Source organism: Allorhodopirellula solitaria, from assembly GCF_007859855.1.
Classification (GTDB): domain Bacteria; phylum Planctomycetota; class Planctomycetia; order Pirellulales; family Pirellulaceae; genus Rhodopirellula; species Rhodopirellula solitaria.
In genome coordinates this window covers 101590-123053 of sequence record NZ_SJPK01000008.1, presented here as the reverse complement: position 1 = coordinate 123053, position 21464 = coordinate 101590, and the positions used below count along the sequence as shown (strand labels likewise).

19 protein-coding genes and 1 pseudogene are annotated in these 21464 nt (G+C 56.1%); 12 read left to right on the top strand and 8 right to left on the bottom strand.

Annotation, left to right across the window (positions count from 1 at the left end):
- The first annotated feature begins 91 nt into the window (after positions 1-91).
- Positions 92-1552 carry a hypothetical protein gene (locus tag CA85_RS15850; RefSeq protein ID WP_146392313.1) on the top strand — a complete coding sequence of 487 codons (1461 nt, stop codon included), beginning with the start codon at positions 92-94 and terminating at the stop codon, positions 1550-1552.
- A gap of 19 nt (positions 1553-1571) precedes the next feature.
- Here the strand turns inward: CA85_RS15850 and CA85_RS15845 are convergent.
- The 4 genes and pseudogenes from CA85_RS15845 to CA85_RS15830 all read right to left on the bottom strand — a co-directional run.
- Positions 1572-2057 (bottom strand): annotated as a pseudogene (locus CA85_RS15845) (ISAzo13-like element transposase-related protein); the annotation flags it as partial.
- A 106-nt stretch (positions 2058-2163) separates the two neighbouring features.
- Positions 2164-2901 carry an aldo/keto reductase gene (locus CA85_RS15840; RefSeq protein ID WP_146392311.1) on the bottom strand — a complete coding sequence of 246 codons (738 nt, stop codon included), beginning with the start codon at positions 2899-2901 and terminating at the stop codon, positions 2164-2166.
- The gene (locus CA85_RS15835) at positions 2889-3665 is read right to left on the bottom strand and encodes a TauD/TfdA family dioxygenase (RefSeq protein ID WP_146392310.1); all 777 of its coding nucleotides are present in this window, start codon (positions 3663-3665) and stop codon (positions 2889-2891) included. The genes CA85_RS15840 and CA85_RS15835 overlap by 13 nt, the downstream gene beginning before the upstream one ends.
- Before the next feature lie 69 nt (positions 3666-3734).
- The gene (locus CA85_RS15830) at positions 3735-4142 is read right to left on the bottom strand and encodes a hypothetical protein (protein WP_146392309.1); all 408 of its coding nucleotides are present in this window, start codon (positions 4140-4142) and stop codon (positions 3735-3737) included.
- A 516-nt stretch (positions 4143-4658) separates the two neighbouring features.
- On the opposite strand from CA85_RS15830, the gene CA85_RS15825 reads away from it, so the two are divergent.
- From CA85_RS15825 to tnpA, 8 genes are all read left to right on the top strand, one after another.
- Positions 4659-5375 carry a class I SAM-dependent methyltransferase gene (locus CA85_RS15825; RefSeq protein ID WP_146392308.1) on the top strand — a complete coding sequence of 239 codons (717 nt, stop codon included), beginning with the start codon at positions 4659-4661 and terminating at the stop codon, positions 5373-5375.
- Between the two features lie 358 nt (positions 5376-5733).
- Positions 5734-7761 (top strand): bi-domain-containing oxidoreductase, encoded by a 2028-nt coding sequence (locus tag CA85_RS15820; RefSeq protein ID WP_222435461.1) that lies wholly within the window; start codon positions 5734-5736, stop codon positions 7759-7761.
- A 519-nt stretch (positions 7762-8280) separates the two neighbouring features.
- Complete coding sequence (locus CA85_RS15810; protein ID WP_186774987.1) at positions 8281-10251, top strand: heparinase II/III family protein; 1971 nt, start codon at positions 8281-8283, stop codon at positions 10249-10251.
- Positions 10252-10266: 15 nt separating this feature from the next.
- Positions 10267-11475, top strand: coding sequence for a glycosyltransferase family 4 protein (locus tag CA85_RS15805; RefSeq protein WP_146392304.1), 1209 nt, complete (start codon positions 10267-10269; stop codon positions 11473-11475).
- Positions 11476-11483: 8 nt separating this feature from the next.
- Positions 11484-12122 carry a sugar transferase gene (locus tag CA85_RS15800; RefSeq protein ID WP_146392303.1) on the top strand — a complete coding sequence of 213 codons (639 nt, stop codon included), beginning with the start codon at positions 11484-11486 and terminating at the stop codon, positions 12120-12122.
- Complete coding sequence (locus CA85_RS15795; RefSeq protein WP_146392302.1) at positions 12119-12733, top strand: acetyltransferase; 615 nt, start codon at positions 12119-12121, stop codon at positions 12731-12733. The genes CA85_RS15800 and CA85_RS15795 overlap by 4 nt, the downstream gene beginning before the upstream one ends.
- A gap of 139 nt (positions 12734-12872) precedes the next feature.
- Positions 12873-14033, top strand: a complete 1161-nt coding sequence (locus CA85_RS15790) for a DegT/DnrJ/EryC1/StrS family aminotransferase (RefSeq protein WP_146392301.1) — start codon at positions 12873-12875, stop codon at positions 14031-14033.
- A 237-nt stretch (positions 14034-14270) separates the two neighbouring features.
- Positions 14271-14699, top strand: coding sequence for an IS200/IS605 family transposase (gene tnpA / locus CA85_RS15785; RefSeq protein ID WP_146392300.1), 429 nt, complete (start codon positions 14271-14273; stop codon positions 14697-14699).
- Between the two features lie 387 nt (positions 14700-15086).
- Here tnpA and wecB read toward each other — a convergent pair whose 3' ends face one another.
- Both wecB and CA85_RS26160 read right to left on the bottom strand, forming a co-directional pair.
- Positions 15087-16232 (bottom strand): non-hydrolyzing UDP-N-acetylglucosamine 2-epimerase, encoded by a 1146-nt coding sequence (gene wecB / locus CA85_RS15780; protein ID WP_146392299.1) that lies wholly within the window; start codon positions 16230-16232, stop codon positions 15087-15089.
- Positions 16233-17466: 1234 nt separating this feature from the next.
- Positions 17467-17901 carry a DUF6420 family protein gene (locus CA85_RS26160; RefSeq protein WP_222435460.1) on the bottom strand — a complete coding sequence of 145 codons (435 nt, stop codon included), beginning with the start codon at positions 17899-17901 and terminating at the stop codon, positions 17467-17469.
- Between CA85_RS26160 and CA85_RS26155 the strand changes: the two genes are divergently transcribed.
- From CA85_RS26155 to CA85_RS15765, 3 genes are all read left to right on the top strand, one after another.
- Positions 17893-18045 carry a hypothetical protein gene (locus CA85_RS26155; RefSeq protein WP_222435459.1) on the top strand — a complete coding sequence of 51 codons (153 nt, stop codon included), beginning with the start codon at positions 17893-17895 and terminating at the stop codon, positions 18043-18045. The two genes, CA85_RS26160 and CA85_RS26155, sit on opposite strands and share 9 nt — an antisense overlap.
- A gap of 91 nt (positions 18046-18136) precedes the next feature.
- Positions 18137-18829 (top strand): hypothetical protein, encoded by a 693-nt coding sequence (locus CA85_RS15770; protein WP_246112847.1) that lies wholly within the window; start codon positions 18137-18139, stop codon positions 18827-18829.
- A gap of 212 nt (positions 18830-19041) precedes the next feature.
- Entirely contained in the window at positions 19042-19455 is a 414-nt protein-coding gene (locus CA85_RS15765) for a hypothetical protein (protein WP_146392298.1), read from the top strand.
- Between the two features lie 46 nt (positions 19456-19501).
- On the opposite strand, the gene CA85_RS15760 is transcribed toward CA85_RS15765, so the two are convergent.
- Both CA85_RS15760 and CA85_RS15755 read right to left on the bottom strand, forming a co-directional pair.
- Positions 19502-19870: an Hpt domain-containing protein gene (locus CA85_RS15760; RefSeq protein WP_186774985.1), complete on the bottom strand. Its 369-nt coding sequence runs from the start codon at positions 19868-19870 to the stop codon at positions 19502-19504.
- A complete protein-coding gene (locus tag CA85_RS15755) occupies positions 19867-21324 on the bottom strand; it encodes a sigma-54-dependent transcriptional regulator (protein ID WP_146392405.1) in 1458 nt (485 codons plus the stop codon). The genes CA85_RS15760 and CA85_RS15755 overlap by 4 nt, the downstream gene beginning before the upstream one ends.
- Between the last annotated feature and the right edge of the window lie 140 nt (positions 21325-21464).

Below are 21464 nucleotides of genomic sequence, written 5' to 3'. Positions count from 1 at the left end.
CCTGTGATCCGGCGAGATTGGTATTCATGAAAAGAGGCTTCCTCCTGCAAAATGTTGGTGCTCAAACTAACACCGCAGGAAAGGAAGCCTCATGGATGTCAAAGGTATCGTCGGAAGCCTCACTCAAGCAATCGCAGATTCTGAAATTCAATCCCTGGTTGACGAACTGACCACGGAGTTTCGACGGCAAGCGGGCGAGCTGATCGGGCGGTTCGCCGGCGAACCGCCAACAGCTCCAAGAACCAACGACCTGGAGAATGATTTGCATGAACAACTTCGCGAACTTGGAAAGCAATTGATCCAGGCGATCTTTTCGCGTCTGCAACCACAGCCCGAGGACATGCCGGGCACCGTATCGTATCGCGGAAAATCCCACCGCCGACTTCAGGGCACGTCGCTTCGCTCGGACATCGTCACGCGATTCGGCAAGGTCTCGCTGATGCGAGCCCGCTACCGACGCGGACGCGGTGGTCGGACGATCTTTCCCCTGGAAATTCTCCTGGGCATCGAAGATGGATTCACTCCGGCAGCGGCAAGCCGGATTGGTCAGCAGTTCGCCGCTTGCGGAAGTTCTCAGGGACGCACCCGCGAAATGATCGCCGACCAGATGGGAACCCGAATCGGAACCGAAAAACTCCGACGACTCATCGCGACACTGGCCGGTGGCATGGAACCGCTTGGCCAAGACGCTCGAGTGGACCGGCTAATCGAACTGATCAATCAGGCCCGCAAAGACGGACAAAAGCCCGTGTTGTCGGTCAGCCGCGATGGGGTGTCGCTGGGCTTGGCACCGTGGAGTTTCTTCGAGATGGCCAGCGTCGCCTGCGTCAGCGTGATCGCCGGCGGCAAGAAAGTGGGAACAGTCTACCTTGGACGCGTTCCCGAAACCAACCAAGTGACGCTTTCGAATCAACTGACCAGTCTTCTGAAGGCCACGATTCGTCGCTGCGATGATCGTGTCCCGGAGATCGTGTACGTCAGCGACGCCGGCAAAGTCGAAACGGCTTATTGGCGGAACACGCTGAGCAAGTTTTTCGTTGACGGTCGGCGGATCAAGATCACCCGCGTCGTGGATTACTATCACGCCGCCGAGCGATTGACAATCATTGCCGACGCCTTGAAGTTTGGCAAAGACAGGACGAAGCGAAAGGAGTGGCTCGAACATGCCAGGTGGTTGCTTCTTCAGCCCGGCGGCCACGGGCGGATGTTCCGCAGCATTGCTGCGATGCGAAAGCTGTACGGTTACAAGAAGTCGGGCAGCGAGGATGCTGAAAAAGCGGAGCGGTACCTTCGTCGCCATCATCGTTTCATGGATTACGCGGGGATGAAGTCTCGAGGGTATCCGATCGGAAGCGGCGTGGTGGAGTCCGCATGCAAACAGATCGTCAGCGAACGGATGAAGCTGTCGGGGATGCGTTGGAAGAAGGAAGGCGGTCAACAAACGATGACACTTCGTTGTCTGCTGCTCAGTGGAGTGTGGGATGCTGTCTATGAGAACTGGCTCCAGTCAAAACTGACCGTCGGCGACCTTATCAATTTGGAAACAGCGTGATGCAGGACTCGTCGAGCGCATCAAGCGGATCGCACCCCTCTCTGGTTTTACGATTGCCTTGTAGTGAGTAGCCCAAAGCACGAAGGACTTCTGAAATCTTGGTACGCCCAACTTGGAAGCCCTGCGAATTCAACTCCGTTTGTAGATTCGTCAGGCTCTTGCAGGTCCATCGTAGCGGCGACTGCGGATCACTTCGCTCGCTTGGCTCGACCAATGCCTCGATGGCAGAAACCAGCTGGGTTTGGTGGGGCTCAAGCGGTTTTCGACCGCCACCAGGGCGACGTTGTCGCCCTGATGTCAGTGGCGTCTTGCTTTGAAGTTCGGCGATACCATTCTTGACGGTGCGATCCGATAAGCCAGTAGCGGTCGCAACTGCTGTAATACCACCACGACCAATCGCGATCGCTTCGGTGGCAGCCCAACGACGCCTACCACGTTCATCGAGATCATCGACGAGCGAGTTATACTTAGATCGGAGTCCATCGACCAGTGTTGCATCCGGCATGCAAAGAGTATGCGGATTTCAACTTCGCAACTCAACACCAATCGGGTAAGTTATTTCCGAAGGACGCCTTAGCTCATGGTCCGAATATTGGAGGCCACTTCAAGCGTTAGCCAGCCCATGCCGTAGTCTGCTGAGGCGAATTGATGCTTGCTATCTGTGTCAAGCAATGCCGGTGTCTCTCAACGAATCGAACGCAATCAAAAATATCCTGCTCGGGGTTCTGAGAGCCAACGAGCCTGCCGGCGTTCAATGGACGGATGGCGATAAACGGATGTTCATTTGCCAGCGGAGCGTATTGGGTCTCGTTTCTATTTAAGTATGCAATGACTCCATCGACGCCGTGAAGACCAATCACTTGCCTTGCGAAGGAAACCGAATAGGGGAAGCTGAAGACGGACTTGATCTTGCCAGATTGCTTGAGCTTGCTAAAGCATTCTTCCATTTCTTCACGCTGGTCAGCTAGTGTTGCAAGCCGATCTATGTCGTTGATGGGCTTGGATCTCACTAGCCACTGCAGGACGTCGATGCAATCGACTCCCAGGGATTTCAACTCCCTGTCGACGTGCTTGGTCAGTTGGCCTCCCGAGAACTCATTGTCCTCAAAATGAGGCGAAGACAGCTTGACGATATGTTTGACGTGGGCGCGACACGATGAACCGCGGAGGGATTCTGCATACAGGCTGTAGGAATTGTACTCATGCGAAGAATGGTGCGTCGAAATCCCTTTTTCAAAGCACGACTCGATTATCTCTTGCACTGCCGCTTTGCTCAGGCACTTGTCCTGAAATCGCATGGTTCCAAGGCTGATTCTGCTCAACCCAAGCCAATTCCCTATGCTTTCCATTTGAAACCCGTTTTCCAGATGAACCGATCATCGGTCTTCTCAACTTCATAGGAGGTTCGGCCGTGCAGGACAAGTTCGTCCCACCAGAGGACTGCTTCTCCTGGGTTCAGAGTGACCTTTTCAATCATGTGAGAGTGCGCAACATAGCTCTGGAGGAAATCGAAGAAATTCTGGTTGAGCGTTTTGTTTGGCTCGGTTTCGTTCTTGTCTATGCAGTAGTAGTTGAAGTTGAAATGGATGCTACCATCGGGCTTGATGTCGATAATCTTCTCGGTCCGTGCCTGCTCAGACTTGCGATAGGTTACTGGGGCGGTGGTCAATCGCTCTAGTAGTTCCGACGCGTTTTCCTGCAGATATTTGACAAGAACCGGTCCGTCGACGAATGTGGTAGCACCACCTTTGAGCGCTTTGTTCACGCTGTAGAAGACCATGATATCGGCAGGATCTGGAATATAGGACTCGTCTGTGTGCAGCGGTTGGGCGTTCTTGCTGTGCCGGTAGGCTGAAACGTCTGGGATGTCGGCGTCGTAGCGGATCTCCAGCCACTTCTCTCCGGTCTGAGCCCCCCCCTTTGTAAAATCCTCCCCGATATTCTGTGCTACACCGATATTATCAGTAAAGACGTCGTAGAACGCACGGAGGTCGCCAAGGTACCACTCTGGGACAACTTTGACGACTTTCGAGCCTTCGAGGGCTTTTCTCGCAATCTCCGACGCTTCCATTGGGTCAGCAGTGCGAAGCTTGATTTCCGTCAAAAATTCCATGTTACTTGCTGTCGGTGGGAGGGGGGCGAGCCTGGAGATCAGGCATTCTAGCAGTGTGAGGCGGGATCATCATCCCCAGATGCATCTCGCGACGTGGCAATAGGAATAGAGTTTAGTGACAGTCTGCTTGAAGTCAACGTTACAGAAGGCATTCTGTGTCGCAGATCGAATGCTGTCTTGGAATGGTGGCGTTATCGCTCGTACGATCTGATCGCGTGCCAGCAGAGGTATTCGCTGCTGAGCCATGTCAACCGAGAGCAGAGGAGGAGACTCAGGCGGGGTTCGGTCGCAAGGGGCAACTGCCGTTTCAACGAACGCCGTCACTTCGTCATTGCGCGAGAGCACAGGTGTGACGCTGCGTTTCCTGGTCGTGGCATTCAATCGCATGGATTCGGTGTCCAATCGCCAGTGGTGCATTCTCGCAATCTGCTGGCTCAGCACCTCAGGGCGAAGCAGTTGCTTGTTGTGGTTCAACACCTCCAGCGCTCCACCACAATTCCCCGCTTGCCTCCACCATTGGCATTAAAAACGGAAGGCTCCCAGGGCAAGGCAACGCACCTCCTTCACGTCGGGTTTCGCAGATAAGCTGAAAAGGCTTCACGGTTCGCGGGCCACGCTCGCCAGGACACACGCTAGTTTTGGTTCTGCGGAATATAGCTATTGGGTGGAGAGGTGGTTCTTCTAGAGTCTTTCGTCCATGGAATTCCGAGAAGTTGGAATTGCTGAACGCAGGTGGTGCAACTATGCTTTGGGTGTTGATCTGCTGCATGCCCTCTTTGGGTCGAGGGCGTGTTTGAAACAAGCTGTCCTAAGTACGTCTGGCAAATTCCTTGGCGTCATGACCCAGCGGCGAGAACGGTGGATCCCCCACAAGTAGCGTCTTCGTCTCAATAGAGACCTGCAGAATGATTTTGCCGGAGTTGCTCAAAGAATACCGACGTTTGCAGGCGAGTCGCAGATTGCGATGCAACAGAAAAAAAGTGGAATCAACTGATGTCAAAACTGACGAGATGGATGGACCGTGCCTTTTACCCCAGCTTTCAAGACAAATGGGATAACCAGATCTTTCGAGAGATCGTCTTGCCTCACCTGGATCGGTCGTCCACTGTCTTGCTCGACGCGGGTGCGGGACGCGGATACCTTGAGCATATGAACTTCAGGGACCAAGTCAGGCGAGCTATCGGTGTTGACCCGTCACCTGAAGTGAAGGGCAATCCATTCCTCCATGAATCCTACATTGGCATGTGTGACGACATGCCTTTTTTAGACAGCGAGTCAGTCGACATTGCTGTCAGCAATAATGTGCTGGAGCACGTTGAAACGCCGCGTGATTTTCTAGCTGAAGTGCATCGAGTCTTGAAGCCTGGCGGTTTGCTGGTCGTTAAAACCCCTAATTTCTGGCACTACATGGCATTAATGGCAACGGTGACGCCAACGTGGTTTCACACAAAATACAATAGGTGGAGAGGTCGGCCAACTGCTGACACTTTCCCAACGCAGTATAGAATCAATACAAGACATGATCTCTATCGACTGGCGTCGCAGGCTGGGTTCTGTGTAGAGGAGTTTAAGCTAGTCGAAGGACGCCCGGAGTATCTGCGAATCGCGGCGCCTCTCTATGCAATGGGTATTGTTTATGAGCGGATGGTTAACTGCCTTCGGATCGACCGGATTAAGATAGTCTATTTTGCAACGCTCAGGAAATTGTAATCGGTTTATCTTATCGGTGGTGTGCGTCTGCCGTTGCTAGGGTGCTGATCTGTAGCCTGGGTGTTCGAGGCAACTGTATTCGCCTGCAAAAGGACTCTGTTATGTTGTCGAGTTTTGTGTGTTTTGACTGGCGTTTGAGGGTTTGGCTCTCTCGTCGTCGTTCGGACACTGTTTTCAAGCAGTGTCTTTTATGTTTCCATATAACAATTAACGCAAGTTTAAGATGCCGCAAGTACAGCAGGATATTCGCAGAGGAACGACCTCTGTTGTAAGTGTACCAGAGCCTGTAGCACGTCCCGGCGAATTGCTCGTCGCTAATCGTGCTAGCCTGATTTCGGCCGGTACTGAGAAGATGGTGATGGACATCGCCAAGAAGAGCTTGATCGGCAAGGCCCGCGAACGGCCTGATCAAGTGCGGCGGGTGATCGAGAAAATGAAGTCCGAGGGGGTTCTCGATACGATTCGGCAAGTTCGTGAGAAACTCGACCAGCCCATGGGACTGGGGTACTGCTCTGCGGGAGTGGTGGTTTCCGCCGGACAAGGGGTTGATCAGTACAAAGTGGGCGACCGCGTGGCCTGCAATGGGCCGCATGCCGGTGTCGTCTCGGTGCCCGTTAATCTGTGTGCCTCGATCGCCGAAAATGTGTCCTTTGATCAGGCTTCCTTTGCCGTACTGGGCTCGATCTCCATGCAAGGCGTGCGCCTGGCCAAGGTGTCCCTCGGCGAGACCGTGTTGGTGATCGGTTTGGGATTGGTAGGGCAAGTTGCGGTGGGGTTGCTCGCCGCAGCGGGCTGCCGCGTGATCGGCACGGATCCCGATCCAGCGAAATGCGAATTGGCACTGCAGAGCGGCGCCGCGATTGCGCAACCGAACCTGTCGGCATCCAATGTCCAGGCGCTCAGTCGCGGGGCAGGGGCCGATGCGGTGCTGATTACTGCCTCCACGTCAAGCAATGGACCGATCGAGTTGGCCTGTGAAGCGGCGCGAACCAAGGGGCGAATCGTCTTGGTCGGTGTTGTGGGACTCGAAGTACCTCGGCGGCCGATGTATTTCAAAGAAGTCGAATTTGTCGTTTCGTGCTCCTATGGCCCCGGTCGCTACGATCCCAATTATGAAGAGCGGGGGATCGATTATCCCATCGGACATGTTCGCTGGACCGAACAACGCAACATTCAAGCAGTGCTGGACTTGATGGCCTCGGGCAAACTGTCAGTCGATCACCTGATTTCGCATCGCTTCGATATTGAGCAAGCCGAGCAGGCTTACCAGATGATCTCCGAGGGCAGCGAGCCCTATCTGGGAGTCGTTCTGAATTACGCTGAGTCATCGCAAGCAACGCCGCGGATCCCACTTGGGAAAAGCACTCCGGTCGCAGGTGCGTTGAAGCTCGGGGTTTTGGGGGCAGGGAATTTCGCAAGAATGACCATGTTTCCGCAACTGCAGAAGGCGGGCGATTTTCAGTTGACGACGATTTGCTCGGCCAGTGGGATGTCGGCTCATAGCGCGGGTGACAAGTTTGGTTTTTCCGAGTGCACCGCCGATGAGCAGGAGGTGATTCGCGATGAGAACACCGACGCGGTGATGATTTTGACACGGCATCACCTCCACTCGGGCCAAGTTTGTGCTGCCCTGGACGCAGGCAAACATGTGTTCGTTGAGAAACCTCTCGCCGTTGATGGCCCCCAGTTGTTGGCCGTGGAAGACGCGGTCAATCGCAACCCGAATCAAATCGTCATGGTTGGATTCAATCGACGGTTCTCCGAAGCGGCGCAGCAAGTCAAACAGCACTTTGCCAAGGTGATGCAACCCCTGACCGTGCAGTACCGTTTCAATGCAGGCTCGATTCCTGCCGATGTTTGGATCCAGCACCCCGAAGAAGGCGGTGGCCGGATCATTGGCGAGGCCTGCCATGCGATCGATTTGGTGACGTACCTGACTGGTAGCCTGCCCGTCGAGGTATACGCAACCTGCATCGGTGGCCCCAACGCTCCCGAGATCGTTGACGACCAGGCCTTCATCACGATTCGACATGAGAACGGCTCGATCAGTTCGATCGGTTACCTGGCAGGCGGTGATCGGGCGATGTCCAAGGAGCGCGTGGAGGTTCTTGGCGGTGGCAAGATGGCAGTGATCGATGACTTCCGCCGGGTGGAGTTGGCATCGGGCGGCAAAGTCAACACGATCAAGACAACATCGGGCAAGGGGCATTTGGAAGAGGTTCAGGCATTCGCGCAGGGGATGCGGAAAGGCCGTTGGCCGATCGAATGGTCGGAGTTGTTGTCGACCTCCTGGGCGTCCATTGCAGCGGTTCAGAGTCTGCGAGAAGGGATACCGATTCCACTGCATTTCGCCCGTCAGCCGAACGAGAACACTGCTGTCGATTGATGGTAGGACGTGCTTCGGAAGGCTGTCGCAGTTTGGGTATTTAGACTGGAAAGCCAATGAACGGGTTTCAACCACGAAGCAGACGAAAGGACAATGGATATTGACTTTCGTGTTGCTTGTGTGTTTTGCGGTCAAGGGATGTCTCTATTTTTGGTGTCCCTAAACGCTTGCTCGATCATGCATCGACGAGCAAAATGAGAGGCAACGGGCTCCAGAGCCGATGAGCAGGTGCAGGGAAGTCCTTTGGTGTAACCCAATGAGCCGGTGGGCATTAGCCCCGGTTTGCTGTCGCCAAACGCGAAGCGTTGAAGGAACCGGGGCTAGCGCCCACCGGCTAATAAACCGGAGCAACTGCCTCGACGTGCTTAGCGGGGCACGATTTGTAAGCTAGAGTCTGGAAACGGATTCATAGGATTGATATCAAAGCGTTTTATCGTCGTAAACTGACCGGAACTGAGTCTCATTAAATTCTCAAGCATCGTTAGCCGAGTACGCGTTCCCGTCGCAGTCATGCGCGCGATGGGTCCCGCGTGGACTTACCAACGCGTGCGGGGCCTGTTCGAGCACAAGCTGGGCACGCTTGAGCGCCGGTTGCCGAATGCCGATTGGTGCGATTTTGATGTCAATGTGAACGCGGACGCCTTCCGCCAACGACGGATCTGGCCAATTGATGTCCATGCAGCGAGGCAACAGACGCGACAATTTCCAGATCCCGCGCTGCAGGTAAGCCTGCACGACTTGCTCCATGGCAGGCTAGCGCTTTTTGGTGGGAAGCAGCGTGCGGTCGGTTGGCCGCCCGATTGGCACTTCAATGCTGATGACGGTCATCGCCTTCCTGCTAGCGAGCATTTTTCACGGATCGCGACGTTCGGTCACGGTGACATCAAGAACTTTTGGGAACCGGGGCGATTTGGGTTGGTGTGGCTGCTGTGTCGCGCGCATTTTGCTGGTCACACCGATGACGCCGCAGAGTTGTTCTTTGGCGCGGTCCGAGATTTCGCCGAAAAGAACCCTCCCTTTCGCGGCCCTCAATGGATGTGCGGCCAGGAGGCGGCGCTGCGCGCGGTGACGATTGCTGGTGGGTGGTCGGTATTCGGTGCCTCTGCGAGTGATGATGATGTCCGTAATGTGACGCGATTGTTTGTCGCAACGGCTCAGCGAATCGCCGTCCATCTGGACTACGCGCTTTCCCAAAAAAACAATCATGGGTTGTCTGAGGCGATGGGATTGCTCGTTATCGGATTGGCGCTACCCGAACACACGAGCTCATCCGCATGGATTGAAAAGGGGCGTATGACGCTCGAGCGTGAGGCCACCGCATTGGTAGATGAGGATGGGGGATTCTCACAGCAGTCGGCGAACTACCACCGTGTCATGATTCATGACTTAGTCGCTGCGGTCGCGATTTCGCAGCACCATGGAATCGAACTTCCTCAGTGTCGCGCAGCACTCGATCGGAGTGCTGAATTCTTGCACAGTATGATCGTGCGAGATGGTCGACAACCGCGTTATGGACATGATGATGGAGCGTGCGTGCTGGATTGGACAGCGTGCGCGTATGATGACTTTCGTCCTGCACTGCAGGAAGCTTCGTTTATCAGCGGGAGAGCCCTGCCTGTGGAGCCTGGGCCATGGGATGCTGGGTTACCTTGGTTGGGTTGTTCGTCGCCAGAAACGGTGCAGCGTGATGATCGTCCATGCTTCAACAGAACTGTTTTCTCACAGGCAGGTTTGGCGGTGCTCCGTGGAAAAGATCGCCGTGGTGTTCGGCAGTATGCTTCGATGCGAGTCCCACCAGCAATCTTTCGTCCCGGCCAAGTCGATGCAATGCACGTCGATGTCTGGATTGACGGATTCAATATCGCAATCGATCCAGGGACCTACCGATACAATGCCGACGGCGACTGGTCTACGATTCCACTTGCATTAGGAAAATATCACAATGTGATCGGCAGCGATGGCCAGGACTTAGCCCGTCGCGTGGGCCGCTTCCTCTACATTCCTTGGCCGAAGGCGACCGTCGAGGAGGAGTCGTCTGCTGGAGATTCGGAGCGATCGATTACCGGCCTGTGGGGTCGCCCAATTGGAGGGATTGAGAAGTGGAGACGGACCCTCGACGTGACGACCGACGGAATTGTGATTCGTGATCGAGTGCGCTGTTGTCCCAATTGTCTTATCGATCTGCGGTGGCAACTCGCCGACGGGGTGGTCATCGATGCGCCCGATCCAGTCTTGGAGCCGAGCCATTTCTTTCGATGGCGGCTTCCTATTGGCGTGGTCGAACTCGATGTCGAGACTGATACGCCTGAAGCGAGCTTGGTGCTCAAGCATGAGCGAGCGGGTAAGGGAGCGGCCGGGTGGTATGCACCACGCTACGGTGAACTAGCGCCATCGCACCGGGTCGTCGCAGAAATTCAGAGCGGGCCGGCGGCGGAGATGATAGTCATCAGCCGGTTTCGACTGCTCGATTCTAACGAGCTATCTATTTGATTCAGTTGAAAGTTCATGAAAATACTGTTAATTCACCAAGCGTTTCGCACTCCGGCCGAAGGCGGAGGGACCCGGCACTATGAGCTGTTGCGCAAGTTGGTCGCCGAGGGGAACCAGGCGACTGTGATTGCATCGGACGTCAGTTATCTGGACGGTGCCCGTTCCGAAGGAGGATCGGTGGCGACCTGCGATGGGATTGAGATCCGTCGGGTCAAGCAATTTCGAAACATCCACAAGTCCTTCTTCCACCGGTTGCTCGGCTTTATTAGCTTCATGGTATCCGCGTTTCTGGCGGGGTGGAAATCGGCCAAGGATGCGGACGTCGTAATGGGCACGAGTCCGCCGCTTTTTCAAGCATTGTCTGCTTGGGGGGTGGCTCTCTTGCGGTGGAAGCCATTTTTACTAGAGATCCGTGACCTGTGGCCCGATTTCGCCATTGAGATGGGAGTGCTCCGCAATCCAGTCCTGATCTTCCTGGCCCGGCGTTTGGAGTGTTTTCTGTATGCACGGGCAACGCTGATCCTGGTCAATTCGCCTGCCTTCATCGACTATCTCGTCGAACAGAGAGGCATCTCACGCGATAAAATTCGCTTGATTCCAAATGGTGTTGATCCCGCAATGTTTCATCCAGAGGCGCGTGGCCAAGATATTCGCCAAAGCTGGGGTGTGTCGGATAAGTTCGTCGTGTTGTATGCCGGGGCGATCGGTCCCGCCAACGACCTGCCCACCTACGTGCGGGCTGCGGAACTGCTTAAGGACAATTCCCAGGTTCATTTCATTCTAGTGGGTGATGGCAAAGATCGTGTCAGGGTAACCGGTCTTATCGAGAAATTAGGTCTGACAAATATTCAGTGGCAGGGCGTCGTAGGCAAATCCGAGATGGCCGATGTGCTAGCGGCTGCCGATGCGTGCGTCGCCGTGCTGCAGGATCTGCCGATGTTTAAAACGGTCTATCCAAATAAAGTTTTCGACTACATGGCGGCTGGGCGACCTACAATTCTCATGATCGATGGCGTGATCCGCGACGTCATCGAAGACAGCGAAGGTGGATGGTTTGTCAAACCGGGGAATCCACAAGGCCTGGCTGATGCCGTCGAGCGTCTCGCCAATAACCGTGCCGAAGCCACTGAGATGGGGGGGCGTGCACGAGACTATGTGACTGAACATTTCGATCGATCCGAACATGCCCAGCAGTTCAGCGACCTGCTAATAAAATTCATCTAAAATCCGCCATGAACCAATCTTTGCTATCCAAATTTATTAAGCGATCCTTCGACATTAGTGTTGCAGCCTTCGCGCTTTGTGTGCTTTCGCCATGCCTTTTGTTAATCTGGGCGCTTGTATCGCTTCGCCTGGAACGTCCCGCTTTGTTCTGCCAGGAGCGTTTGGGATTAATGGGAGTGCCGTTCAAAATCATCAAGTTCAAGACAATGATTTCTGCAGTCGATGCCGGTGGTAATGTGCTGTCAGATGACCAAAGACTAACTCCACTTGGCACGTGGCTGCGAAAGACAAGTTTAGACGAACTGCCGGAGCTTTGGAACGTTCTTGTTGGAGAAATGAGCCTCGTCGGCCCACGTCCGTTTATCAGTCAATATGGCCCGCTCTATTCGGAATACCAGAGCCGTCGCCACGAAGTGCGTCCCGGCATTACGGGGTGGGCCCAGATCAATGGTCGGAACGCAATCAGCTGGGAGGAGAAATTCGAGCTGGATATCTGGTATGTGGAGAACCAAAGTTTGTGGCTAGATTTGAAAATTCTTTGGGGGACACTATGGCAAATGATTCGACGAGACAACATCAGTTCTGAGGGGCACGTCACGATGCCGGTTTTCAAAGGCAATTCCTCGGCACAGGATGACCGAGCATGAATCAACCGAGGCAATTTTATGTGGTTGGAGCGGGTGGGCACGCAAAGGTGACTAGTTCAGTGATCACCTCTCTTGGTCATCAGGTTGCGGCTGCACTCGATGATGATCTTGCGAAGAATGGTGGCGAATTGGCGGGCGTGCGAATCGTAGCTCCATGTGATGAATTGCGAAACATGAAGCCGAGGCCTACCATTATTGGGATTGGGAGCAACCAACTACGCCAAATAACAGCAGGCCGCTTCGATGTGGAATGGGGCATCGCTGTGCATCCCAGTGCAATTCTCGACCCGTCGGTCACGATCGGGCGCGGAAGTGTGGTGATGGCGGGAGCTATTATTCAGGCGGGGACGCGAATCGGCGAACACTGTGTGATCAATACAGGAGCCACCGTGGATCATGATTGTAGGGTGGACGACTTCTGTCATGTCGCCCCCGGTGTCAACCTTGCTGGTCACTGCGAACTCGAGCAGGGAGTATTTGTCGGCATCGGAGCCTGCGCTATACCGTCCGTGCGAATCGGTGCATGGGCAACCGTTGGCGCCGGAGCGGCAGTCGTGCATGACCTCCCCTCCGGCGTGGTTGCCACGGGTATTCCCGCGCGCCCTCGCTGAGTTCACCGATTCGAGTTGGGTCGTCCCCGTACCTATCCTTTTTACGAAGACCACCCAGCCAGTAGTGAGTTTTTGCCGATTCTGGTTACACTGGCATCGCCTTGTTCTCCTCCCATTCTTATCTTTCGTTTTCCTTCCCATGACCGCTTCTTCACCACGTTTGTATCTTTCGGCACCTCATATGGGCTCGCGTGAGCGGGAGCTATTGCTCGATGCGTTCGATTCGAACTGGATCGCTCCGCTGGGCCCTCATGTCGATGCTTTTGAACGTGAATTTGCTGCGATTTCCGGACGGCAACATGCCGTAGCTGTCTCCAGCGGCACTGCGGCACTGCACCTCTGTCTGCGGTTGCTCGATGTCCAGCCGGGCGACGATATCGTGACCTCTTCGCTGACGTTTGTGGCGACGGCGAACTCGATTCGCTACGCAAACGCCAAGCCAGTTTTCCTCGATAGCGATGAGGAGACCTGGAACATGGATCCCGCGCTGCTCGCGGAGGAGCTCGATCGCCGATCTCGGCAGAATCGCTTGCCCGCGGCGGTGATGGTGGTCGATGTCAACGGCCAGTGCGCCAACTACACCCGGATCAGTGAGATCTGCGAAACTCACAACGTCCCGATTATCGAAGATGCCGCCGAATCGCTGGGGGCGAGTTTGAACGGGAAACCGGCTGGCAGTTTTGGCGAGCTGAGCTGTTTCTCCTTCAATGGGAACAAGATCATCACCACGTCGGGTGGCGGGATGTTGGTCACGGACAATGAGGCATGGGCGAAGCAGGCCCGGTACCTGGCCACCCAAGCACGTGATCCGGCGCCACACTACGAGCACTCCGTCACCGGATACAACTACCGGATGAGCAATCTGTTGGCGGCGATCGGTCGTGGGCAGCTGCAGGTACTCGCCGATCGCGTGGACCGGCGGCGCGAGATCTTTGCTCTCTATCGCGAAACCCTCGGGGAGTTACCTGGGGTGCAGTTCATGCCCGAGCCGGACGGTTTTCATTCCACGCGTTGGCTGACGGCGTTGACGATCGACGCCGGTCGGTTCGGCGCCGACAGGGAACAGGTCCGCTTGGCGCTGGAAGAGGCCAATATTGAGTCGCGCCCGGTGTGGAAGCCGATGCACATGCAGCCCGCCTTTGCCGATTGCGAAATGATTGGCGGCAAGGTTTGCGAGCGACTGTTCCGCGACGGTCTGTGCTTGCCCAGCGGCTCATCGATGAGCCAAGCCGATCAGGATCGGGTGATCAAGATCGTGCGTTCGCAATGCTCGGCGGTCACTCCGACTATATCGGCGTGAGCCAAGGTGGGCATGAGTGAGTCCCGGTGGGTCCGGTGGTTTTCACCACCGGCATTGGGCTGTCGTCCCTGTCGGGACTTGGGGGGTAGTTGCTGATGGGACTTGGCGGACATGAGAGAGTCCCGGAGGGACAATAGCCCTTTGCCGGTGGCGCGAGCCACCGGTGGGTTTGCTAGGCTGAAAGCTTGAAGTCCCGATAGGGACGGTAGATTCCAGGACTCACAGGGGACCGATTCCATGTCCGGTACGCATCACCAGCTTCTCTACCACCTTGTCTTCAGTACCAAGAATCGCAAACCCTATTTGCAACCCCAGACTCGGAAAGAGATGTTCGAGTACTTGGGCGGTACGATCAAAGGGCTGGATGGTATTCCCTTGATCGTCGGTGGCTGGGTCGATCAGGTCCACTTGCTTGTGAAGCTAAAGACCACGCACTGCTTGAGCGATTTCATGAGAAACCTGAAGGCATGTACCTCCAAGAAATTCAATGAAGAATCCGGAATGCTGCAGAAGTTTGGGTGGCAGGATGGCTATGGGGCATTCACCGTCGGTCGCTCTCAACTAGGCCATGTGACTCGCTTCATTGAAAAGCAAGAGCAACATCATTCCAAGGAAACATTCGAACAAGAATATGTTCGATTGTTGGAGCTCTGTGAGATCCCCTAAGACCTCCGCTACTTGTGGGATTGATCGGGCTGTCGTCCGTGCCGGGACTTGAGGGGCAGTTCCTGATGGGACTGCTCGGCGGGAGGGTTTTTACTGGGTGGGTCCGGTGGTTTTCACCACCGGCATTGGGCTGTCGTCCCTATCGGGACTTGAGTGGGCAGTCTTGATGGGACTTGGTGGGTGGGGGGTTTTGCTGGGTGGGTCCGGTGGTTTTCACCACCGGCATTTGGCTGTCGTCCCTACCGGGACTTGAGTGGGCAGTCTTGATGGGACTTGGTGGGTGGGGGTTTTTTGCTGGGTGGGTCCGGTGGTTTTCACCACCGGCATTGGGTTGTCGTCCCTACCGGGACTTGAGGGGCAGTCTTGATGGGACTGCTGGGGATTCTCTTACTTCGCGAAATGATCCGCGATTGCTTGCAAGATCCGGTCACAGGCGTGGCCGTCTCCATAGGGGTTGTCGGATGTTGCCATGGCGTCGTAGGCGGCCGAGTCGGTCAGTAGTTCGCTCACGCCATCGACGATATTTTCGCGGACGGGTCCAACGAGGCGGACTGTTCCAGCATCGACCCCCTCGGGCCGTTCGGTCGTGTCCCGCATCACCAAGACGGGCTTGCCCAACCCCGGTGCTTCTTCTTGAACGCCGCCGGAATCTGTCAGCACGAGTGTGCAGGCGCGCATCAATGCTACGAACGGTCGGTAGGACTGTGGCGGCAGGAGGAGAACATTGTCGAGGTTGCCGAGTGACTGCTCGACAGGACCCTGCACGTTGGGGTTGAGATGGACGGGGTAGACGAAGCGGACGTCGGGGAATTTTGCGGCAAGTTCTGCGATTGCGGCGCAAATCGATTCAAATCCACCGCCAAAGTTTTCGCGGCGGTGCCCCGTGATCAACACGAATCTCTTTTCTCGCCAATCGGCGGGTAGAACCTCGGTGAGTTGGGCATCGATCTCGGCGGCGATCTTGGGATCGTTCTGGCGTTCGACTTCCAAGTGCAAAGCATCGATCACAGTGTTGCCCGTCACGAAAACGCGTTCCCGTGGCACACGTTCATCGAGCAGGTGCTTCTCGCTTACGCTGGTAGGTGCGAAATGCAGCGTGGACAAAGGTGTGGCCAAAACCCGATTGGCTTCCTCAGGAAATGGACTGGTCATGTCACCTGTTCGTAGTCCGGCCTCGACATGCCCGGTGGGGATCCGGCGATAGAAGCATGCCAACGACGCCATCAGGACAGTGGTGGTGTCGCCTTGAACGAGTGCGAAGTCGGGTTGTTCCGACTCCAGCAGTTGATCGATCTTGCCGATCAATTTCGAGGATAGGGATGCTAGCGTTTGCCCTGGGGTCATGACGTCCAGGTCGTGGTGAACCGGCAGGTCAAAAATGTCGACGACTTGATCGAGCATCTCGCGGTGTTGGCCGGTTGAGACGGACATCAATTCAAAGCGATCATCGGACTGGAGGGCCGTCACTAACGGGGCCATCTTGATCGCTTCAGGACGCGTGCCAAAAAAGACGGCAATTTTGGGTCGACTCACAGACTTGTGCCAATGGGAATGGTGGGGAATTGGTTGATAGTTGTACCGAGTACTCGGGAGATCGCTCCGGCAGTCGGCACGACTGCGGTACAGTCATGCGGCGTAGTGTGACTGGCACGATAGGCTGACTCAAGTCCTTTCTTGACCACGCTCTCCCATCGAGATCTTGAAGATCACGACGATGCGGGTTGGGGCGATTGATGCGGTTCGACCGGATGGCCCATGAGCCCCTGGCGGCGGTGGGAAAACCGGCTTGGGGGGCGGCTTTTTCGCCATTCTAGGCCGCTGGGGCGAACCGGACGGGCGAGTTGGCGTTTTTAGGGGTGGTTTGAGAGTGACAAATGGCGTGTTTGCTACGGTAAATTCAGCCGCTGGGCGAATTGTGGCGGACTTGATGTATTTGCCGGGGCGATGGCACGCGGGGTGCATTCGGGAACGGTCGCATCTCCTCAGTAGGTAACCCGATGGGTCAGCGAGGACAATGCAGCGTTTTGCGTGGTCGGTAGATCACCCTCGCTCACGCGTCGGGTTGCCAAGACTGCTTCGCAAACCAAAGTAAGTGCCATTCGGCTATCGCCCGCCGGTTCATGGGGCTGCGCCGAGAGATTCGCCTACACCTGCCTATTCACCTTCATCATTCTTTTTGGGAAAAGCCTTCATGAATCAACAATCGAGTATCGGCCGTTCGTCCTTTGTCTGGCTGCTCACGACGGCGGTCATGGCGATCACGCCGAACCTTGCTGTGGCCCCGTTGGCCTTTGCTCAAGAGAAGCAAGAGGTCCGTGCCAGCGATGCCCTCCGCCAGCAGATTGTGGACAAGGGCTTCGCCTTTCTCGCGCGCGAGGGGCAGTCCGAGGCGGGGACCTTTTCGGACAAGGTGGGGCCCGGCGTGACAGCCTTGGCCCTGACTGCGGCGTTGAAGAACGGTCGCTCTATTGACGATTCGATGGTTGCCGAGGGGTTAACTGCATTGGAGGGGTACGTCAAACCTGATGGCGGTATCTACGGCAACGGACGATTGAAGAATTATGAAACTTGCGTGGCGATGGTCTGTTTTGCGGAGGCCAACAAGACCGGGAAATACAATCAAATCCTTAAGAACGCCAAGAACTTTGTGACTGGCATCCAGTTTGGTGAGGGGCAACGAGATCCGTCGGATCCGTGGTATGGAGGTGTGGGCTACGGAGGTGCTGGCCGCCCTGACCTCTCCAACACCGGCTACATGATCGAAGCGTTACGGGCCGTCGATGAGGGGCCCGAGAACGCTGCGATCCAGCGGGCTCTCCTGTTCGTTTCCCGCTGCCAGAACCTCGATTCCAAGCACAATGACACCGCATTCGCTGGCAAGGTGGATGATGGCGGATTCTACTACGAGATCCCAACAACGAAGATCGACCCCAGCACATCGGACGAGCGATATACGCCCGACGGCGGACTGCGCAGTTACGGGTCGATGGGTTACACGGGTCTGAAGAGCATGATTTTCGCGGGGCTGACGAAAGAGGATCCGCGAGTCCAAGCGGCGCTGCAGTGGATCACCGACCACTATGATGTCGAGAACAATCCGGGCATGGGATCGGCGGGCTTGTTTTATTACTACCACACGTTCGCCGCCGGGCTCAGTGCGGCGGGCGTGCAAACGCTGACCGACGCCGACGGTGTGGATCATGATTGGAAGGCCGATCTCATCGCCGAATTGGCCGAGCGGCAGAACGAAGATGGATCTTGGTCCAACGACAATGCCCGTTGGTTCGAGAACGACAAGAACTTGGCGACGGCCTTCGCACTGATGTCGTTGTCCTATTGCAAGTGAGGAAGGGGACAAGCTAGTGGAGCGGGAGCACCAGTCGAGGGAAGTTTCCAGAAGGCGCGGACGCGTCCTCTGGAGCTTGCACCTGATCGCGATGGCGAGCATGTTTGCCTGGGCGTCGTTCGATCTGCGGTTTGAGTCGATGGTTCAATCGTTAGGGACTGCCCTGACCTCTCCGTTGACTTCCTTGCAGGCTACGGTTGCCACCGTGGGGCTGGCCCGGACAGCTGTCTTTTCGGGGTTTCTGTTCGTCGCGCTCCTGACGCTTGGGTTGTTGATTGCTGAACGGTTTCGATCCACTCGGGCTTCGCATTCCCGCTCGCTTCGCTCGCTGATGGCGATAGTCTCGGTCGTCGCGATATGGTGTAGTCTCTCGGTAAACTATTCTGCATTGGCATGGCAGGGGAATCGAATCCGTATGGCAACGCAGCTCGATGAGCTCGAAGCGATCACCGAACCGCTTCGTCAGGATTGGCCTCAGCGCGATGGCGAGGTCGCTCAAATTGGGCCGTTCATGGCCTACCCGTTCGGCCGGCCCAGCGTGCTCGTTTTGCTCGCCTCGCCAACATTGGCGAATGATCATCTCAGCATCGCAGCGATCGAACGCAATCATCAGGGGGCGATCAAGTTACAGCTCAACGGCACCGATCATGATGATTGGGCCGAGTGGCATCCGGCCGGGAGCCAGCCTGAATCGTTTGTCGGCGGCTTGAGTGACCCGCACGAACTGGAGTCATCCGCCCGCCTGGGGCAGGGCTGGAGTCTCGTCCGATATCGATCTGAATGAGGCGACCCGCTCTAGATCGCTGGCGCAGTCGGTATTGAATCGTATTGTCCTTAGGGCGTCAGCCACTGCACCATCGGTGCGGGGCGGCCCACGAATTGAGGCCGCGTCGATTGGGAATCTTTACGCATAGCCTTCGACGATTCGCTAGAATACAGGGTTTGGCCCCGCCATCAATCCTTCATTCTTCGCCGCCACACACTCGGTGCTCGCCCATGGACAGCAGGATCAGGCAGTTTTACACGCTTGCATTCGTGCTCGTGCTGACGTTTTTGGCTGCGTCACTGTGGGGCGTATCCATCACGCTAGCGTGGGTGCGAGACTTGCCCAATCGCATCGTGATCGACGAGGACGCGTTGTCAGTGGCGATCGGTTCCATTGTCACGGAGTCTTACCGCGCGGTTTTTCGCGATGGCGACACCGCGACTCAGGCGCAGGTACTCACCGAACAGTTTCTCCCGATGGTCACCGACGACGTGGCCGGTCGAGATTGGGTTCGCGACGAATATCGTGACGACTTGCTTCGGCTCTCAGATTCGAGCGACGCGGCGGTCGCCTCGGCTGCTTCCGCCGTACTCGCCGTTCTCGAACGCGGTTCCGACCTGGCCGCTCCAATACCTGTCAAATGAAAAGCCCCGTGAGGAAGAACAATGTTCGAGCTTCCATGCGAGTCGGTTACTGGAGTTCTTTCACCTGATGAATAAAGCTCTCCAGTTTGGGCTGAAGTGAATCGAGCAGCCTCAGCGCCTCGCTCTGGTTGCCTTCACGAGCGGCATCGATGAGGGGCTGCAATCCCTCAATTGGTTGACCGGTCTCGAAGGCGCTGAGCAATCCTTTGAGCGCGTGGGCAGTGTGCGCTGCCGCCCGGAGGTCACTGTCGCGCACTTCGCTCTCCAGCTTCGTTAAGAGCGGTGGTGCATCTTCAGCCGCCATTGCTGCCAGCACAACCAACATGTCGGTATCTCCTCCCACACGTTCCAGAGCAGCGGCAAAGCGTTCTAGCTGTTGGTCTGTCAGAGTTGCCATATTTGTGTCCGATTTCATTTTACGCCAGCCTCCACTTCGACATCGTTCTTCAAGACAATTCGGAACGAGGTGATGCGGTCACGCAGCTTGCCACGAGTGATTCCCAATATCTCCGCCGCTTGACTTTGGTTGCCATTTGTTTCACGCAGGACTTCCGCGATCACGTAGCGTTCCATGTACTGCGTCGCCTCAGCGTAGACGTTGGTGGATCCTTTCTCTAACAACTCTCGTACCAAAGCGGGCAATCCGGAACCCGACTCCGTCGATTTGCTCGCGGACGCCTTGGGATTCGGTGCGGAGTCTCCTGAGACTTCGCGTGGCAATCCGTCGGGCGTAATCACGGGCATTACAGTGTCAAGCACGCAGCGGCGAATCACCGCCCGCAGTTGCCGCACGTTGCCCGGCCACTGGTAGGCGTTCAAAAGTTCGACAGCGTCAGGCGATAGGCCCTCGAGGTCAGGTTTGTTGAACTCCTTCTTGGCGCCACTGAGGAAGAACTGAATCAGGGCTGGCACGTCGGTAAGCCGGTCACGCAGTGGCGGCAATTCGATCGTGACGCCATTGAGTCGGTACAACAGGTCTTCGCGGTAGTCGCCGTCCAAGACCATCTGTTCGAGCGGGCGGTTGGTAGCGGCGATGATGCGCACGTTGGTCTTCAGTTCTTTGTTGCCTCCAACTCGCTCGAATCGTTGGTCCTGCAGCACCCGCAGCACTTTGGCTTGCACCGACGGGGCCATGTCGCCGATCTCGTCGAGGAAGAGTGTTCCGCCGTTGCACTGTTCGAACTTACCAATCCGGCGGGATTCGGCGCCGGTGAATGCTCCTTTTTCGTGCCCAAACAGTTCGCTCTCGAGCAAGTTATCGGGCAGGGCGGCGCAGTTAACGGCAAGGAAAATTTCGTCACTACGTTGGCTGTATTGGTAGAGTGCCCGAGCGACGAGTTCCTTCCCTGTTCCGCTTTCGCCACGGACGAGAATTGGCACATCTTGCTTCGCCACTTTGCCGATCGCCTTGAACACGTCGAGCATGGCCGGGGAGCGACCGATGAAGAGCTCAGCGTTGGTGTCTGAGTCCTGGTCGTCCGCTGAGATCGCCACCGGGACGCTGCTGATCTGACGTTGTTCAATCGCCTTTTCGACCAAATCTCGCAATGGGTCGACTGCGAGCGGCTTGGCGATGTAGTCAAACGCTCCGAGCTGCATGGCTTCGATCGCCGTGTTGCTGGCCGCTTCGATCGTCATGAAGATCACGGGGATGCGGCGATCGTGTTCGCGGATTTCGCAATAGACAGCGAGTCCGTTCTGATCGGGGAGCTGAATATCCAGCAGGACAGCGTCGTAGTCTCCGCGGCGAACCTTCTCGAGCCCTTCGGCAGCGGTTGCGGCCGTCTCGACGTCTGCGATCGAAGCAAGTGATTTCTGAGTCAGGGTGAGGACCAGACGATCGTCGTCGATGACTAGCAAACTGGGCATCGTTTTAAACTCAGAGGGCTGTGGCTGTGGCCGGGACTGCACCGCCAATCCGTCTTCTTCGTGGGGCGGCTTCGCAATTCCAGTGGACATGAAAAATATTTCCTTCCGATTTTAGACGACACGATCAATGGCTGTCGATT

Coding starts and splice junctions, on each gene's coding strand:
- CA85_RS15825 (WP_146392308.1), top strand. CDS start 4,659: ATGTCAAAACTGACGAGATGGATGGACCGTGCCTTTTACCCCAGCTTT.
- CA85_RS15770 (WP_246112847.1), top strand. CDS start 18,137: ATGGCGAGCATGTTTGCCTGGGCGTCGTTCGATCTGCGGTTTGAGTCG.
- CA85_RS15760 (WP_186774985.1), bottom strand. CDS start 19,870: ATGAAATCGGACACAAATATGGCAACTCTGACAGACCAACAGCTAGAA.
- CA85_RS15795 (WP_146392302.1), top strand. CDS start 12,119: ATGAATCAACCGAGGCAATTTTATGTGGTTGGAGCGGGTGGGCACGCA.
- CA85_RS15755 (WP_146392405.1), bottom strand. CDS start 21,324: ATGCCCAGTTTGCTAGTCATCGACGACGATCGTCTGGTCCTCACCCTG.
- CA85_RS15765 (WP_146392298.1), top strand. CDS start 19,042: ATGGACAGCAGGATCAGGCAGTTTTACACGCTTGCATTCGTGCTCGTG.
- CA85_RS26160 (WP_222435460.1), bottom strand. CDS start 17,901: ATGATCCACACCGTCGGCGTCGGTCAGCGTTTGCACGCCCGCCGCACT.
- CA85_RS15800 (WP_146392303.1), top strand. CDS start 11,484: ATGAACCAATCTTTGCTATCCAAATTTATTAAGCGATCCTTCGACATT.
- tnpA (WP_146392300.1), top strand. CDS start 14,271: ATGTCCGGTACGCATCACCAGCTTCTCTACCACCTTGTCTTCAGTACC.
- CA85_RS15790 (WP_146392301.1), top strand. CDS start 12,873: ATGACCGCTTCTTCACCACGTTTGTATCTTTCGGCACCTCATATGGGC.
- CA85_RS15835 (WP_146392310.1), bottom strand. CDS start 3,665: ATGGAATTTTTGACGGAAATCAAGCTTCGCACTGCTGACCCAATGGAA.
- CA85_RS15850 (WP_146392313.1), top strand. CDS start 92: ATGGATGTCAAAGGTATCGTCGGAAGCCTCACTCAAGCAATCGCAGAT.
- CA85_RS15840 (WP_146392311.1), bottom strand. CDS start 2,901: ATGGAAAGCATAGGGAATTGGCTTGGGTTGAGCAGAATCAGCCTTGGA.
- CA85_RS15810 (WP_186774987.1), top strand. CDS start 8,281: ATGGGTCCCGCGTGGACTTACCAACGCGTGCGGGGCCTGTTCGAGCAC.
- CA85_RS15820 (WP_222435461.1), top strand. CDS start 5,734: ATGGACATCGCCAAGAAGAGCTTGATCGGCAAGGCCCGCGAACGGCCT.
- CA85_RS15805 (WP_146392304.1), top strand. CDS start 10,267: ATGAAAATACTGTTAATTCACCAAGCGTTTCGCACTCCGGCCGAAGGC.